Origin of the sequence: Erysipelothrix sp. P66 (assembly GCF_038682365.1) — a bacterium.
GTDB classification, from domain to species: domain Bacteria; phylum Bacillota_I; class Bacilli_A; order Erysipelotrichales; family Erysipelotrichaceae; genus Erysipelothrix; species Erysipelothrix piscisicarius.
The window spans coordinates 1,336,717-1,353,426 of record NZ_CP152290.1; the positions used below are offsets into that span (position 1 = coordinate 1,336,717).

Annotated in this window: 16 protein-coding genes and 2 pseudogenes; 8 read left to right on the forward strand and 10 right to left on the reverse strand. The window is 35.7% G+C overall.

Features of this window, described 5'->3' with window-relative positions:
* Positions 1-2 precede the first annotated feature (2 nt).
* Positions 3-320 (reverse strand): hypothetical protein, encoded by a 318-nt coding sequence (locus tag AAG186_RS06625; protein WP_331836849.1) that lies wholly within the window; start codon positions 318-320, stop codon positions 3-5.
* A 209-nt stretch (positions 321-529) separates the two neighbouring features.
* On the opposite strand from AAG186_RS06625, the gene AAG186_RS06630 reads away from it, so the two are divergent.
* The 3 genes from AAG186_RS06630 (at position 530) to AAG186_RS06640 (ending at position 2,852) form a co-directional block, all read left to right on the forward strand.
* The gene (locus AAG186_RS06630) at positions 530-820 is read left to right on the forward strand and encodes a co-chaperone GroES (protein ID WP_123171202.1); all 291 of its coding nucleotides are present in this window, start codon (positions 530-532) and stop codon (positions 818-820) included.
* A complete protein-coding gene (groL, locus tag AAG186_RS06635; RefSeq protein ID WP_342621453.1) occupies positions 820-2,433 on the forward strand; it encodes a chaperonin GroEL in 1,614 nt (537 codons plus the stop codon). The genes AAG186_RS06630 and groL overlap by 1 nt, the downstream gene beginning before the upstream one ends.
* A gap of 227 nt (positions 2,434-2,660) precedes the next feature.
* The gene (locus AAG186_RS06640) at positions 2,661-2,852 is read left to right on the forward strand and encodes a hypothetical protein (RefSeq protein ID WP_342621454.1); all 192 of its coding nucleotides are present in this window, start codon (positions 2,661-2,663) and stop codon (positions 2,850-2,852) included.
* Between the two features lie 115 nt (positions 2,853-2,967).
* On the opposite strand, the gene AAG186_RS06645 is transcribed toward AAG186_RS06640, so the two are convergent.
* Positions 2,968-3,204, reverse strand: coding sequence for a hypothetical protein (locus tag AAG186_RS06645; protein WP_275158691.1), 237 nt, complete (start codon positions 3,202-3,204; stop codon positions 2,968-2,970).
* Between the two features lie 160 nt (positions 3,205-3,364).
* On the reverse strand, positions 3,365-5,023 hold the full coding sequence (locus tag AAG186_RS06650; RefSeq protein WP_342621455.1) for a restriction endonuclease: 1,659 nt from the start codon (positions 5,021-5,023) through the stop codon (positions 3,365-3,367).
* A 297-nt stretch (positions 5,024-5,320) separates the two neighbouring features.
* Here AAG186_RS06650 and AAG186_RS06655 point away from each other — a divergent pair, with 297 nt between their 5' ends.
* From AAG186_RS06655 to AAG186_RS06665, 3 genes and pseudogenes are all read left to right on the forward strand, one after another.
* The gene (locus tag AAG186_RS06655) at positions 5,321-5,659 is read left to right on the forward strand and encodes a nucleotide pyrophosphohydrolase (protein WP_342621456.1); all 339 of its coding nucleotides are present in this window, start codon (positions 5,321-5,323) and stop codon (positions 5,657-5,659) included.
* A gap of 1 nt (position 5,660) precedes the next feature.
* Positions 5,661-7,401: pseudogene (locus AAG186_RS06660) on the forward strand (DNA/RNA helicase domain-containing protein).
* A 102-nt stretch (positions 7,402-7,503) separates the two neighbouring features.
* Positions 7,504-7,971: a GNAT family N-acetyltransferase gene (locus AAG186_RS06665; protein ID WP_342621457.1), complete on the forward strand. Its 468-nt coding sequence runs from the start codon at positions 7,504-7,506 to the stop codon at positions 7,969-7,971.
* Between the two features lie 149 nt (positions 7,972-8,120).
* Here AAG186_RS06665 and AAG186_RS06670 read toward each other — a convergent pair whose 3' ends face one another.
* The 5 genes and pseudogenes from AAG186_RS06670 to AAG186_RS06690 all read right to left on the reverse strand — a co-directional run bounded on the left by AAG186_RS06670 (position 8,121) and on the right by AAG186_RS06690 (position 12,844).
* Complete coding sequence (locus AAG186_RS06670) at positions 8,121-9,104, reverse strand: serine hydrolase (RefSeq protein WP_342621458.1); 984 nt, start codon at positions 9,102-9,104, stop codon at positions 8,121-8,123.
* 298 nt (positions 9,105-9,402) lie between these two features.
* Positions 9,403-9,657: pseudogene (locus AAG186_RS06675) on the reverse strand (GNAT family N-acetyltransferase); the annotation flags it as partial.
* Between the two features lie 23 nt (positions 9,658-9,680).
* Positions 9,681-9,860, reverse strand: a complete 180-nt coding sequence (locus AAG186_RS06680) for a hypothetical protein (RefSeq protein ID WP_342621459.1) — start codon at positions 9,858-9,860, stop codon at positions 9,681-9,683.
* A 319-nt stretch (positions 9,861-10,179) separates the two neighbouring features.
* Complete coding sequence (guaA, locus tag AAG186_RS06685) at positions 10,180-11,712, reverse strand: glutamine-hydrolyzing GMP synthase (RefSeq protein ID WP_161637534.1); 1,533 nt, start codon at positions 11,710-11,712, stop codon at positions 10,180-10,182.
* Positions 11,702-12,844: an IMP dehydrogenase gene (locus AAG186_RS06690; protein WP_125164208.1), complete on the reverse strand. Its 1,143-nt coding sequence runs from the start codon at positions 12,842-12,844 to the stop codon at positions 11,702-11,704. The genes guaA and AAG186_RS06690 overlap by 11 nt, the downstream gene beginning before the upstream one ends.
* A 76-nt stretch (positions 12,845-12,920) precedes the next feature.
* Between AAG186_RS06690 and AAG186_RS06695 the strand changes: the two genes are divergently transcribed.
* Positions 12,921-13,721 (forward strand): Cof-type HAD-IIB family hydrolase, encoded by an 801-nt coding sequence (locus AAG186_RS06695; protein ID WP_342621460.1) that lies wholly within the window; start codon positions 12,921-12,923, stop codon positions 13,719-13,721.
* Between the two features lie 40 nt (positions 13,722-13,761).
* On the forward strand, positions 13,762-14,499 hold the full coding sequence (locus AAG186_RS06700) for a hypothetical protein (RefSeq protein WP_342621461.1): 738 nt from the start codon (positions 13,762-13,764) through the stop codon (positions 14,497-14,499).
* 338 nt (positions 14,500-14,837) lie between these two features.
* Here AAG186_RS06700 and AAG186_RS06705 read toward each other — a convergent pair whose 3' ends face one another.
* Together AAG186_RS06705 and AAG186_RS06710 are read right to left on the reverse strand one after the other, a co-directional pair.
* On the reverse strand, positions 14,838-15,812 hold the full coding sequence (locus AAG186_RS06705) for an ornithine cyclodeaminase family protein (RefSeq protein ID WP_161637537.1): 975 nt from the start codon (positions 15,810-15,812) through the stop codon (positions 14,838-14,840).
* A 9-nt stretch (positions 15,813-15,821) separates the two neighbouring features.
* The gene (locus tag AAG186_RS06710) at positions 15,822-16,706 is read right to left on the reverse strand and encodes a sulfite exporter TauE/SafE family protein (protein WP_161637538.1); all 885 of its coding nucleotides are present in this window, start codon (positions 16,704-16,706) and stop codon (positions 15,822-15,824) included.
* Between the last annotated feature and the right edge of the window lie 4 nt (positions 16,707-16,710).

Sequence of the window (16,710 nt, forward strand, 5' to 3'; positions counted from 1 at the left end):
GATTAGTATGCGTTACCCCAGGTATAGCACGTTTCGTTATATCCTGAAAAGGCAACTGCATGAACCGATGTATATGGACTTGGACTGTAAGCTTGTTTTTTACTTCGCTTAGATCCTATTTCCGCTGTCGCCGACATATATGAATATTTTGGTTTATCAAAAACGGTAGTTTTTGAGTTACATGCCTTCGACAAAAAATTTGCGCCTGACCAACCGACATTTTCCCAACCTACTTTGGCGAGTGCGGTTGCCTGTGCGCCGAGAATCATCAGTCCAAATAACAGCATTGTCGATACTGTGTTCTTAACACTTCGTCGCAAAATATCCCCCCTTTCACTTTGATTTTATTCTTTGTTTAATAATTTTCAAGTCGATATGATTACATTGCAATCTTTCACGATTACTTTGTAAAGAGACCTGATAATTTAACAAATGGGGATTGACAAAATTTGAAGTCAATCCTAGAATATAGGTGTTGGCACTCGCAACAATAGAGTGCCAGAGGTCGAAATAAAGGAGGAAACGCATCATGATTAAACCATTGTATGACCGCATTTTGTTAGAAGAGATTCTTGCAGAGTCCGCTACTGCAAGCGGAATCTTATTGCCGGAATCCAAAGAGAAACCTTCTATGGCACGCGTTGTTGCTGTAGGAAACGGAACGAAAGATAAAGAAGGTAATACACTTCCCATGGATGTAAAGGTTGGGGATTGTGTCATCTATAAAAAATATGCAACAACAGATGTAACTTATCAAAACAAAGATTATTTAATTATCGACATGAAAGATGTACTTGCAATTGTGGAGGATGATAAATAATGGCTAAAGATGTACGTTATGGACAAAATTCAAGAGATTTACTCTTAAAAGGAATGGACACACTTGCTAATGCGGTAAGTGTAACGCTCGGTCCTAAGGGACGTAATGTTGTTTTAGAGCGTAGTTTTGGTTCACCGCTCATCACTAATGACGGTGTTACCATCGCTAAAGAAATTGAACTTAAAAACCCATTTGAAAACATGGGAGCAAAGTTGCTTTATGAAGTGTCCAATAAGACTAATGATGTGTCTGGAGATGGAACAACAACCGCTACATTACTTGCACAGGAAATGATTCATAAAGGATTAGTGCATGTTGATCGTGGCGCAAATCCCGTATTAATGCGTCTTGGTATTGAAAAAGCATCGCGGGCAATTGCTGACTACCTGCTTGAAAACAGCAGTAAAATTGAGACAAGCAGCGATATCGCAAACGTTGCCTCAATCAGTGCTGGTAGCGAAGAAATCGGAGCAATCATTGCGGAAGCAATGAAGAAAGTTGGAAATGATGGTGTCATTACAGTAGATGAATCCAATACATTTGAGACTGAATTAGAAGTTGTGGAAGGACTTCAATATGACAAAGGTTATATTTCACCTTATATGGTTTCAGATCGTGAGACCATGGAAATTGAGATGGAAAACCCTTATATCTTGGTTACAGATCATAAAATCTCAACAATCCAAGAAATCCTTCCCCTCTTAGAACAAATTGTTCAACAAAATAAACCATTCTTTATTATTGCTGAGGATATTGACAATGATGTTGTCTCAACACTTGTAGTCAATAAACTCCGTGGAACCTTCAATGTAGCCGCAACAAAAGCACCAGGATTTGGAGACAATCAAAAAATGATGCTTGAAGACATTGCGATTGCGACAGGCGCTACATTCATCAGTAAAGAACTTGGAATGAACATCAAAGAAACTGAAATCGAACAACTTGGAACGGCTTCAAAAGTAGTCATCCGCAAGGACGAAACAACCTTAATTGGTGGAGCAGGAACCAAAGAGGCCATTGAAGAACGTGCAAGCGAAATTCGTTCTCAAATAAACAATGTAAGCAGCGACTTTGATAAGAAAAAATTTGAGGAACGTCTTGCGAAACTTACAAATGGTGTTGCTGTCATAAAAGTTGGAGCAGCAACTGAATCCGAAATGAAAGAGAAAAAGCTACGCATTGAAGATGCACTCAACGCAACCAAAGCTGCGGTTGCAGAAGGTGTCGTGCTTGGTGGTGGATATGCCCTTACTCGCGCCTACATGGATTTAAAAGATAACCTCAGTTCAGAAAATCAAGACGAAAATAGAGGTATTAAAACCGTCTTTGAATCAATCCTAAAACCATTATGGCAAATAGCTGAAAATGCTGGATTTGATGGAGATGAAATCGTTACAAAACAACTTGAATCAGAGTTGAATATTGGATTTAACGCAAAATCAGGACAATGGGAAAACCTTCAAGAATCAGGAATTCTTGATCCTACACGCGTAACACGCAATGCACTGCTCAACGCTGCATCGATCGCATCCCTATTCCTTACAACAGAAGCTGCAGTTGCATCGTCAGTTGAAGAGAAACAAATCACTCCTGAAATGCCACCAATGTATTAACAAATAAAAAATGGAAGCCCATAAAGGGCTTCCTTTCTTCATTTATAGACTTCCTATAAAATCAATAATTTGAAATAGTATCTATCATAAGTGGTCAGTACTAGAGGATATCTTATTTTAGAGTTTTTAAAAAGAGGTAAATGCTATGAAGTTTGAGAATAAAAAAGAAATAACTAACGAAGATTTAAATGTCTTCTTTCCACGGAGAACGGTAAAAGAACAAAATTATGAAATTTGGCGATGTTAATAGAGTTATACTCCTCACAGACTATGAACAGAGAGTTGTCGATCCTGATTACATTGGTAAAATAGAATTGCTGATTTATGATCTAGATGAGGACTTTGAATACAAGTATTATATCTTTGATGATTTACTGAGTGAGACGGTTGATTGCTTTATTGAGAATTTGAAGGTCTAACGACTAAAAAGAACTATCTCCTAAATTGGGATAGTTCTTTTTGGTCTAATCTAAATTGACCTACTATAAATTACATCTGAAGAGGTTCTAATTGTTAAAATGTGTTAGATTGGCACTAATGCTTGTTTGATTTTCTGAATAATAAAACGCCAATTCCTGAAATTAAGAAGCCAACAGCTATCAAACTAATTCTCGCGATTAGATCTACCATCTCTAAATTACCTTGTATATTTAAGACTCTGTAAAAAATAACATCTGTAATAATAAAGCTACCTAAGGTACTTCCTCCGAAACCAGCAAGAGCAAAACCTAGAAATATTAAAAGAAATGAAATTGATTTTTTTTCAGTCATGAATTTTCCCCCTGCTTTTGTATCTTAATTATAAGCATCAATATAGAGAGTTTCAATAAACACTATCACCGAATAATTCAATCTTAACCGTAGATATCCACTTTGATTTTTTAGGTGATTGCTAGATTTACGGCTACATCAAGATTTCAACTTTTTTATATTACTTCATCAGTTTTCTTGCTTCTTCTAGATCAATTTTTACTTTATGACCGTGCTTTTGCAACATATATAATAACTCTGAGCCATTAATTAAAGTGATCGGTTTATCTTTGGCAAATCCATATGAATCTGCACCATAATTCGAAGTCGTAACTAAGATGCCTTTATTGGCCCCCTCATTTAAGAGCGTCCCATATAAATCTCGAACGGCTGAAACCCCCACTACATTAGTATATCGCTTCGCTTGAATAATTATTTTTCCACCTTTTAGAGGATCTGGATCAAAAGCGACAGCATCAACGCCACCATCCCTGCTTGCTTGTGTAATTTTGACTTCGCCACCATTACTGTTAAACTCTTTCTCAAATAATTCACGAATTAGATTTTCGAAATCCATCCAGTCTAAACTCGCTAAATTTGTATCATCATCCATAGTATTAATGATTTCATAGCCATCAACAAATCGATCGTCCTCTCTATTGATTCGCGCTATTGGAGCTACTGGAGTCAACGTAGTTAATTTTGTAGCAGATATCCCTTTGTTTTTTCTGAACCATTCCTTAGGATCAATGTTTGCTAGATTAATGATTTCAAAATCAGATTTTTTTACCTCTGTAGACAAGATGAAAGGCGAATGATTTAATCCAGTTGATAGATCAACCGTCTCTATAAATCCATTAATAATGACACTCTCTACATAATTATATCTGTTATCGGAAATAAATATATTTTTTAAAACAACAAGAACTAAACTATAAATCACTTTTTCGTATAGTTTATCAATATACGTCTTTGAAAAAGCTACTTCTTTAAATTCTTTACGCGATTTAATATATTTAACTTCTTTAATGGTTGGTAGATCTTCGATAGTCGGGAGTTTTAAATCTACAATTAAATAATTTCCTCCCACATTATATTCTACGAAACTATCACGAGAATATTCGACTGGGAAAATTAGCTCATCAATAATTGATTGGAAGTATACCTCAATACTTTCCTGGTTTCCCTCAGAAAATTTTTCTCTTAATAAGTCTATGTTTTTGTTTTCTAATTCTCTTTCGTTATCATAGTTGAGCTTATCATGCTTCCATTTTTCAACAAGGCCCTCATATAAAGCAACTTTCGACTGGTATCGTTGCTCCTCATTTTCTACGAATTGCGACCATTTTTCAACATCAGCATTGAAGAGTTCTAAATTTTCGTTTTGATTTCGCTCACGATTATCTTTACTTAATAATTTTATGAAACCGAGTTTTTTATTATATTTAAAATCACTTCGTTTTGGTTTTGGTTGTGGTTCTGGCTTTTGTGGTTTCACAGGTTTCTGAACATCAAAATTCTCAAAATTTTTTAATGTATCCCAATCAAATCCTCCAAAAAGAAAATCATTTTCCAGTATTGATTCCAGCATTTTTTGTTTTTCTTCTGCCTCATACGTTAGTGCAATGGCTTCTTCTTGATTATCTGCATGTTCCTCTCGAACTTGTTCATTCATTAATCTCCGAGAGGCAACCTCTTGTTTTCGTCTCCACTCTTCGTCCCATTGGTTCTCTAAGAGTGCAACTCTATTTTTTAACTCACGTCTGTTTGGTGCCTTAATGATTCTGTGTTTATTAAGCCCCTCATGCGTTACTGTTTGTCTATAATAATATTTAGTCATGTACTCTCCCCTCATAGTTATAAACTTCTACAATCTACACTATCATATTTCTCTATTTTATGCTCGTATTAATGGCCTTTAATTAATCAACGCAACAAATAGTAAGAAATCGAAGTTCTTAATCGGGTAGTTTCAACGTAGTGAATAGACTTATTATTCAAGGTCTTGATTCGTTTCAAAGCTGCACCGCACGAATCCCATTTAATAATGTACTTTATGATTTACAAATAATGCGTTTAAATCAGAATTATTTGTTATAATTTATCTAGTATACTTAACAAATTATGGGAGGGTATTATGAACAAGTCTATGGTAGCAATTAATAAATTTAGAGATGAACGAAATTGGCGACAGTTTCATAATGAAAAAGACCTGGCTATTTCTATCTCGTTAGAGGCAAGTGAACTTTTGGAACTGTTTCAATGGAAAACAGCAGACGAAGGTAAAGAATTCGTCAATGAAATTAAGGAAGAACTCGCGGACGTGTTAATTTATGCATATATGATGGTAGACAATATGAATCTCGATATCGATGAGATTATTTCAGAAAAACTTACTAAAAACGCTAAGAAGTATCCAATATCAAAGAGTTTTGGTAACAAAAAGAAGTACGATGAATTGGACAACGAAAAATAAAATGGCAAAATATAACTATATAGAATTAGATCTCAAAAATGGTGACATTCTCAATTTTGAGTCACTAAGAAATCCAGAAAAAAATATTTTAGAAAATGGTTACGTTGTATATATCTATAAAAGTAAACAGACTAAGCAAATCTATATTGGACAAACGAAACACTTTTTAACACGAAATAACCAACATTATTCCGGGAGTGAAGAAAAATTTGATAACGCTAAATTCAATCAAGCAATTGTAGTGTTCTCTTCTTATTTTCATGGTTCAGCTTTAGATGATGTTGAGAATCAACTTATTACCTACTTCATGGCAGATTCCCAAAACGTTAAGAATCAAAAAATATACTTTGATGATCATGAGATTATCAACAAAACAAGCGGAAATAGTATAAACGAATATAACACACGTGAGAAAGTTGCATCGGAGGTTATTATCCCATTCTGGGAAGACTTATTCCGAAAAGGCTGGGTTAAAACACCGACACTAGAAACTTTAAAAAGTGAGGTTTTAGTTAAGTATAGCCCCATCAAAGAATTAACTGAGCAACAGATGAATTTAATCAATGAAATAGAATTGAATGAAACCACAAGTTATGTAATTAATGGTGATGCAGGTACAGGTAAAACAGTTCTTCTTACCCATCTTGTTGCAAAACTATTAACAGAAAACAGTGATAAAAAAATAGCAGTTGTACTTCAACCAAATTGGATTAAGACAGCCCGAGAAATCTTTAGTGTTTATGGTTTCAATAAACGCAATCTGACAATCGCGACATCGACACAGCTCATTAATAAGAGCGATACATATGACACAATCATAATTGATGAATCCCATAAGTTATCGAGAAAATTTTCAAAGCAGATGGCATCTTTTAATAGCGTCTATAAAGGAAGATTTCAAAACGATGAAAACCATCTGCAGTGCCTTCAAAAAAAAAGGAAATCAGTTAATCTTAATGTATGATGCGCTTCAGGCAATTCGTCCCGCTAATATGACTCGGAATCAATTTGAGGATGCAACCGTTGATTTTGAAAAAAGATACCTCAAAACCCAATTTCGTATACAAACTCCTAAAGGAAAATCATATACATCTGATGATTATATTAATGGCATTAAATATCTTTTATATAAGGATACAGGTTTATTAAATCAAACAAATTTCAATCCACATTTCGATAAGGGTGTTTTTATGGATAAAGATATCGATTCATATTTTGGTTATTTTGAAAATAACCCCCTAGAAAACTTAATCAATTGGATTGAAGAGGACCGAAATTTCAATAGTAATCATATTAATAGAATTGTAGCCGGTTTGGTTGAGCCTTGGAAACAGTCTCATGGAAAAGATTCTTCATTCAAACACTGGCATGAGAATGAAATTCACAGAAGGTGGAATTCAACCCAAGAAAACTGGATCAATTCCAAGGACGATGATGCAGAGGATCAAATCGGATCGGTTTTCGCCGTTCAAGGAATTGACTTGAATAAATGTGGTGTTTTAATTGGTAATGATCTTCAAATTGATGCAAATGGACATCTATTCGGAAATCCCGATAATTTTCATAATGCTAATGGTAAATTTTCTAAAAATGATTTTAACCCAGAAAATGAGAGAGAATTTACTCTATTTGTATTGAATATCTACTATGTCCTAATGACACGTGGAATCGATGGTATTCGTTTAGGATTTTGGAAGAACGAAGAGTTTAAATTATACATGAAGAAAACTTTGGAAATTTAAGTACAGCCTGGTAAACATTACAAAACATATGATATTTATAACCTACAAAGTTTAATAACAGACAACCGAATGCACATTTACCATTATAGAGGAGCATATTATATGAAGAACGATTATTTAATTACTGACTTAAAAATCAAACCGAATCTTATTGATGATGCAGCACTTTGGTTTCATTTGAAATGGGGTGTGCCACAAGAAGCTTACCTTGAAAGTATGAACGAGGGTCTTAAGGCAAAGCATAGTGTCCCAAGCTGGTTTGTTGTCACGGATCAGAATGAAAAAATTATCGCCGGAGTTGGTGTTATAGAAAATGATTTCCATACGCAAGTAGACTTGACCCCAAATGTTTGTGCACTTTATGTCGAAGATGAATATAGAAATAAAGGAATTGCAAAAAAGCTTCTTGATAATGTCTGTAAGAATTTATCCTTATCAAGCATTGATGACGTGTATTTGATTACATCTCATACTAATTTTTATGAGCGATGTGGCTGGGAATTTTACGACATGATAGAAGAGAATGATGGTAATATGATTCGAATGTATAAACATAATAATGAACAATAGAAATAATTGAGTCTTGATATTTAATAGAATGATTATTTATATATCCAGATGATTCATTTCGTTATCTAAGTAAAAAAAAGAATTAGGCTGTGATTTATGACTCTCAAGATTGTATAGGGTTCATCAATCAGACTTAATTCTTTTTTGTATTATTCTAGAATAAACGGTTTAATATATTCCTCGATTAGATTTACTCTATCAAGTACTGAAGGTTTAAAATAAGACGTAATCGCAATCACAACCTTGCTTTCTGAATCAAGATAGAGAATATTCCCGCTATCACCAATGGCTGCATAAATATTTTTTTGAGAATCAAGAATCCACCATAAATAACCATATTGGCTATTTTGGAAGCGTTCTAAAAGACAACTTGTAGGTTTAACAATTTCCTCTATCCATTTCGTTGAAATAATTTGTTTCTCTTGATATATTCCTTTATTTAGGCATAAATTACCAATTTTTACTAGGTCATTTGCAGATAAGCATAATCCGTATCCTGCTGTAGCAACATTGACGGGATCACACAGCCAAATGTTTTGTTTAGGCTCTTTTCCCATAATAAATTCTTTATGTTCCACTGCTGTTTTTACATAATAATTATTATGACTTGTTATTCCGATAGGATTAAATAAATATTTATTTGCAAACTCAACAGTAGAAATCTTGCTAACTTGATATAACAGTCCTGTTAATATATGTAAACAAACTGTTTGATAATTAAACACCTCTGTAAAGCCTTCTCTTCCACCCAGAAAGTCTAAAGAGGCTTTAGTCCAGTCTTCGCTTGAGCAGACTTTCGTCCAAGGATTGCCTTTACATTTGTATGGAGCTTTCATTGTGAGCAGGTGTTTGATTGTTACATCATATATTGTTTTCTCATTTCGTTTTACTGTGTATTCAGTAAAGTAATCCAATACTTTATCGTCAATACTTTTAATGAGTCCCTGGTCTACGGCTATTCCAACGAGTAAAGATACAATGCTTTTTGTTGCTGAGGCAATATGGCAGGTGTCATTCTTTTTATAATCATTCCATTCGTTAGAATAGACCTCTTTGCCATCTTTATATGCAACAATTTGACAAATATTAGGATGATTCGTGCTTATAAAAGTATTCAACGCTTCTTTTTTCATAGACATAACCTACGCTTTCTTCTTTAAGCGTAATTCGATTTAAAATGTTTTTCAACATTATTTTTAACCACTACTTCAATGGCTACTAATTTATAAAGTTTTGCTAACTCGTAGACTTGATCATTTTTGTCTGTAACGGATAATTGGCTTTTATTTCTTCACCATCAGTAAATAGAAAGTTGAGTTTGTAATTTTGTCACACATCAAAAAAACTTCCATGATGGAAGTTTAAATAAAACTAAAATCTATTAAAAATATTCTTAAGAATTAACCACACTCTCCATAAGTGGTCTTCATATTAAACTGAATAAACATAAATTTGACAAGGGTTATGTTCATCCCATAAATCAGGTATAACCTCAAATTGATCAAAGCCTAAAGATTGATAATATGAATTTGTTTTATCATATGAATCATAATATCCACTTTGTACAGTTTTAACTTGAATATACTTATAGTTATTCTTTTTAGCCACATCAATCGCCTTTTCAAACATCAATCTACCAATACCATGTCTATGATAACTTTCTAATACACCACAAACATATATTTCTAGTACTACATCACTTGTTGGTTTTAATGCATAAAAACAATAACTTCGCCATTCTTATTTTTATAGACAAAAAAAGTACAATCAGATACGTTTGCAACATATTCATTTATTGAATCTTCTAGGCCAAACCAAAGAGATAACTCATTCAACATTTTTTCTGTAATTTCTCGTTTTAAAGACGATTCTTCTATATATTCAATCATCTATACCCTCTTTTCTTTTTTACAAATCAATTAATACTCAGAATACGAACTACATTCACTTAAGTTTTATATCTTTATAATTATTACTTATTTCTATTATTATAGCATTACAAATGTTTGTAAAAGATTCCGAAAGTGTTAACATATAATTGCTGAAATTATTGTTTACCTATTAAATAAGAAAACAAGCTAATTTATGAAGTATATTTCATTGATAATCGTTCACTAAAGCCCCACAAAATGGTTGGCTTTCATTCTTTTAAAAAAATTAAAAAGTCCACTAAATTGTGGACTTTTTAATTTACAAATATCTAAAGTACTACTCCCACTCAATTGTTGCTGGTGGTTTTGAAGTACAATCATAGACGATGCGGTTAATTCCTTGAACCTCATTTACGATACGAACTGAGATTTTTTGGAGAATATCCCATGGGATACGTGCAAAGTCTGCACTCATTCCATCAATTGATGTTACGGCACGGATTGCAAGTGTGTAATCATAAGTACGTTGATCACCCATGACACCTACACTTCTTAAGTTTGTTAGTACTGTAAAGTATTGCCAGATTTCACGGTCAAGACCGGCTTTCGCAATTTCTTCACGGAGAATGTAATCACTCTCTTGTACAATTTTAATTTTTTCTTCATCGACAGCACCAAGAATACGGATTGCGATTCCAGGTCCTGGGAATGGTTGACGGTGAACGATATGTTCTGGTAAACCAAGAACAAGTCCTAATTTACGCACTTCATCTTTGAAAAGTGTATCAAGTGGCTCAATCAATTTGAAGTCCATATCTTCAGGTAATCCACCAACGTTATGGTGTGATTTGATTGTTTGAGCGGTCTTTGTTCCTGATTCAATAACATCAGTATATAAAGTCCCTTGTGCTAACCATTTCGCATCGCGAAGCTTTTTAGTTTCATCTTCGAATACGTAAATAAATTCGTTACCGATAATTTTACGTTTTTTCTCAGGATCATCAACGCCTGCAAGTTTGTCTAAGAAACGACGTTGTGCATCAACTTTGATTAAATTCATCTTAAAGTGATCTTGGAATACTTCAACTACACTGTCAGCTTCCCCTTTACGGAGTAGACCATGGTCTACAAAGATACATGTGAGTTGATCGCCGATTGCATGGTGTAAAAGTGCTGCAACAACAGCAGAGTCAACACCACCTGATAGCGCACAGATAACATGTTCGTTACCTACTTTTTCACGGATGATTGCAGTTTGTTCTTCAACAAAATGCTCCATATCCCATCCTGCTTCAGCTTTACATACGTTGAATACAAAGTTTTCTAACATTTCAATACCGTTTTCAGTATTGCGTACTTCAGTATGGAATTGGATTCCATATTGTTTCTTTTCATCATTCCCCATCATAACGATGTCTGTATTTTCTGATGAAGCATATACGTCAAATCCAGCAGGAACTGCTTTAACTTGATCGCCATGGCTCATCCAAACATTATATGATGCTGGTAATCCTTGAGTAATTGGGTTGTCTTGTTTTACTTCAATCGGTGCTAAGCCGTATTCACGTTTTGAATGTGATTCAACTTTACCACCATTTTGATGTGCCATAAGTTGCATACCATAGCATACACCTAAAATTGGTAATCCAAGTTCAAAAATTTCTTGATCAATGTGATATGCATTATCTGCATACACAGAGTTGGGTCCACCGGATAAAACGATACCTGCGATATCTTTATCTGCGCGGATTTCTTCAGCTGTAATCTCATTATCTAATAATTCACTGTATACGCCTAAATCACGAATACGACGAACAATTAACTGATTATACTGTGACCCAAAGTCTAAAACAATAATCTTATTTGCCATGATAATTTGGTGCCTCCTTCACGTTGTCAACATCGTGAGGGTGACTTTCACGAAGTCCTGCGCCTGTGATTTTCACAAACTGCGCTTTTTGGTGCATTTCTTCAATCGTTCCGCAACCACAGTAACCCATTCCAGAACGTAATCCACCAAGCATTTGATAAATAACATCACGAATTGATCCTTTAAAAGGAACCGTCGCTTCAATACCTTCTGGTACAAGCTTCTTCAATTCAGAAACGCCACCTTGGAAATAACGATCACTTGAACCACGTTGCATCGCACTTAATGATCCCATTCCAACATAACCTTTAACCTTTTTACCAAATACTTCCATTACTTCTCCAGGTGTTTCTTCAGTACCAGCAAGTAACCCACCTAGCATAACACAACTTCCACCGGCTGCAAGTGCCTTTGCAATATCTCCGGATAGTTTAATACCACCGTCGGCAATAACACCCACACCATATTGGCGTGCTACAGAGTAAACATCGTTTACAGCAGTTAATTGGGGAACCCCAACACCTGCTACAACACGTGTTGTACAGATTGATCCAGGACCAACACCAACTTTAATAACGTTAGCACCCGCATAGATTAGATCTGTTGCTCCCTGTGCAGTAACTATATTACCACCAACAATATCTAATTCTGGGAATTCGGCACGAATCATACGCACAGTGTCAATAACACCTTGTGAGTGTCCATGAGCACTATCAACCGCAACGATATCCACACCTGCTTCAACAAGTGCACGTACACGTTCTAATGATGATTCGCCAACGCCAACTGCAGCACCTACACGTAGGCGTCCTTGTGGGTCGATGTTTGCATCCTCGAATGATGATTCAACTTCAGTTTCTTTAACGGCTTTAATCATTGCCGCTTGCGCTTCAATTGGCATGTTTTTATGCACAAATCCCATACCGCCCAATTTCGCAAGCATGATTGCCATGGCATCTTCAGTAACAGTGTCCATTGCAGCTGAAACAATAGGGATGTTCAGTGTAATTTTATCCGTTAGACGCGTTTGTAATTTAACTTGAGCTGGCACAACTTCTGACTTTGCAGGAACTAAAAGCAAGTCATCGAATGTGTAAGCTTCTTTAATTACTTTACCATTCATCATATTCATCTACCTCCATAAACTTATGGTATATTATACATAAAAGAACGCTAATATGAAAGAGAAATGTGTTAAAATAATGAATATGGAAACTAAAAAAATAAAACTCGCGATTTTTGACATTGATGATACCCTCATCAAACGCGGAAAAGTCAAAATAGAATCAACAGCAGTTCAAGCAATTAACGATCTTAAATCGAAAGGAATCGAAGTAATGATTGCAACCGGACGTGCTTTTTACTTCATTCATGATGATATCCACGAAACTATTAATCCGGATTACTATGTCACCATTAATGGTGCATGTGTTTATGATCATAATAAGGATGTAATTTTTAATGTGCCAATGGTGCGCAGTGAAGTCAATGCAATCATTGACTACTGCAATCACCACGATATTGGCCTTGCTATGAAAATGCAACATGATATGCGTGTCTACCGTAATCTTGAAATATTTCAAACGGTATATATGCAAGGCAGTGAAAAACAAGACATTCTTGTGGACTACACACACGCTCAGTCAATTGAAGAAGGTGATGAAGTCCCTATGGGTCTCTTTTTAATGGGTGATGAATCCCTTATTGAAGCTTCAAAAGCATTATGTCCGGATGGACATTATGCGAAAGCGTATGCTGATGCCTATGATATTTATTCAATCCGTGCGGGTAAAATCGCGGGAATTGGAATTGTTTTAGATCGTCTCGGTTTAACATGGGATGAGGTGATCGCATTTGGCGATGCCGCCAATGATCTAACCATGCTTGAAATGGCTGCAATTGGGGTTGCCATGGGTAATGCCCCTGAACATGTTAAAGAAGCAGCGGACTATGTCACAACCGATATTTTGGATAACGGTATCTATAACGCAATTCATACATTATTTTAAAACGCCGTACCAGGCGTTTTATTGCTTTCAAGGGGGATCTATGAAACCAACACTTTTTACACTTTGCCTACTCCTTTTATTAAGTGGTTGCCACAAAGAAACAAAACAGTATTCAAAAACCGAAGCATCGATTGGATCGGATGTCTTAGAAGTTGAGCACCTTGAAAACGTGGTCGTACCCGAACTTTTACGGCGCTACCAAAACATCAGTGTCGTTGACACTCGCTCTGTTGAAGAAGACGTCCTTGAGGAAACGGATTCGGGCGAAGATTCTGATTCAAATTCCAATCCAAATTTAGAGTACGAAGATATTTCATCCTATGGCATCAATTATAATTACCATGGCGACAAGCCCGATTTATCTCATCCTATGATTGCGGGCATGCCAACCAAACTACGCCAATATTTCTATGCGTTTCGTCGTGGTTATCATGAAGTTCCAGAAGGGTCCTATGCTTATGTAATGCCACATGAACCTTATATATATTTGCTTCAAGATTGGATGATTATGGATACAGAAAGCATGTATCATGAGATGGCTCATTTATACGGATTTGCCACCGGGGCGCATGACACAACAGAATGGGAACAGATTTATTTGAATGAATGGCAAGATGGCACCTATGGCTCCACAAATACTTACGAAGCCTTTGCGGAATCGGTTGCCGGTTATTTTATCACCCCTGATCTTTTGGAGGGAAAACCACAGTCAAGAGCGTACGTGCATCAAATCTTTAAAGATTCTGAAAAACCAATCATCCCTCAAGGGGCTCATTAATACATTTTGAAAGACACAGTTGTTTTTAAATCAACGCGAGGACGCATAATAGCCTCATTGTTAAGTGATAACGAACATTGAAGGCGCGAACATGCCTTCGTATCTTTGAATGCATGGCAGTCCTTTATGGACACGAAAAGGAAAGTGAAATGATGGTTTGGGTAAAACAACTGTGTCCATTCATAAATGAACGCTAACCAAGATTCACCCTAAAAATACTTTTAAATCATACCTTAACTTTAAGTTGAAATAAATCAGAGGCCTATCAGAAATAAAAACCCTTATCCAAAAAACATGGATAAGGGTTTTTCATTTGTATACATCGAAACGTACCGTAATTAAATTTCAGTACCAATTCCCAATTCGCGTGCTTTTTCATAAATCTTATGTGCCACAACAACATCAAGAACTGCAGTCCCTACAGATTTAAAGAATGTAATTTGATCATCACGTTGACGTCCTTTTGAACCGTCAAGTGCTAAAGTCCCCATCTCCACAAAATCTTCTTTTGTTTTAAGATTTTGTTCCAAGGCACTCAAAACATCCCCAGCTTCTGCAAAGACACCATCAAAGGTATCAACCACAACAACATCTGCTTTCGCAATCGCTTCAACAGGAACTTCTTTCATTTCTGAAGTATACGCACCCACACCATTAACGTGAGCGCCTGGTTTCACAAGGGAACCATCAAATACAGGACGTTTTGATGTTGTAACTGCAGTAATAATATCCGCATTTGAAATGGCTGCATCAACATCTTCAACTAAATAAATTTCAGTATTGTATGACGCAAATTTTTCATTCATGCGTGCTACAAATTTTTCCGCAAATTCACGGTTAAGATCCACAACACCCACACGGTCTAAATCACGAACAACAAGCATTGCTTCAAGTTGAGATTCCGCTTGTCCACCTGCTCCAATTAAAACCGCTTCTTTCGCATCAGCACATGCAAGGTAATCCGTTGCAGCACCTTGAACAGCACCCGTTCTTAATTGTGTTAAATAAGTACCATCCAACATGGCACAAACTTCTCCCGTTTCCCCATCAAGTAGCACCATTTGTGCAGGTACTGCTGGTTTTCCAAGACTTGGATTATTTGGGAATACAGAAACAATTTTAATTCCTGTAGTATTCAACTCTGAAACATAAGCAGGCATAAATAAGTTTTGCCCATTTTTCGCATCAATATTTGTACGAAGGGGTACTGTGGTACCACCTTCTGTATACATGCGTAACGCTTCTTTATCCGCTTCAATGGCTTCTTTCATTGAAAATACATTTTCGATATCACTCTTACTAATAACTAACATCATAGCCTCCTAGTTTGCTTCTACCATTTTTTTTGATTTAAAGAACTCTTCATAAATCATGCTTGCTCCACTATAGAGAAGAATTCCCGCTACAAGCCATTGTAACATACTTACATCTAACGACTTCACAAGGAAAACTGCAATAAGAACCCCTAAAACACCAAGTGTTGACGTGAATAATGTAATCTTACGGCTGTATTCACCAAATTTAATAAATTGCATGCTTCCAACAGGAACTGAGAATGTCGCAGCACCCATCATAATTGGGAATGCAACCCCTGGGTTCAGACCCATTCCATAAACCGTAACCATTGTTAGTGCATAAGAACCAATACCAATATTATTTAAAGCGCCAAAGATAAAGATTAAAATTGCAGTCACAACAAGTTTCACGCCATAAAGTCCCGTAGCCGTTCCACCTGATGGAATAATGTTCATTTTACCTGCAACAATTAATGTTGATGCAATCACAAGACCAATACCGATAAATTTACGAATCAATTCAACGGGTAGTTTCACAACAAAGCGTGGTCCGACATAAGCACCTAAAATTTGTGCTCCAATACATACAAGTAATGTAGTAAGATCGACTTGAATTCCAGAGATGTATGATAATGCCATAACTGCTACGGGTAACACACATTGTGTATTTAATGTACCAGGTAAGCGTTTATCATCCACCCACTTTAATTTACGATACAAGACCGTTGAAATCGCAAAGTCTGAAATTCCAAATGTTGATAAAAAGAACATAATAAATGATGAAATAGCGAGACCAACAGTTGGTGCGGGTTCTGCTTTTGTTTCTTCACGGTGTGCTAATAAGTCCATAACAAATTTCACTAAGAAGGTCCCGTTAATTAAAACGATGGCTCCTAAAATTATTCCTAACATAATG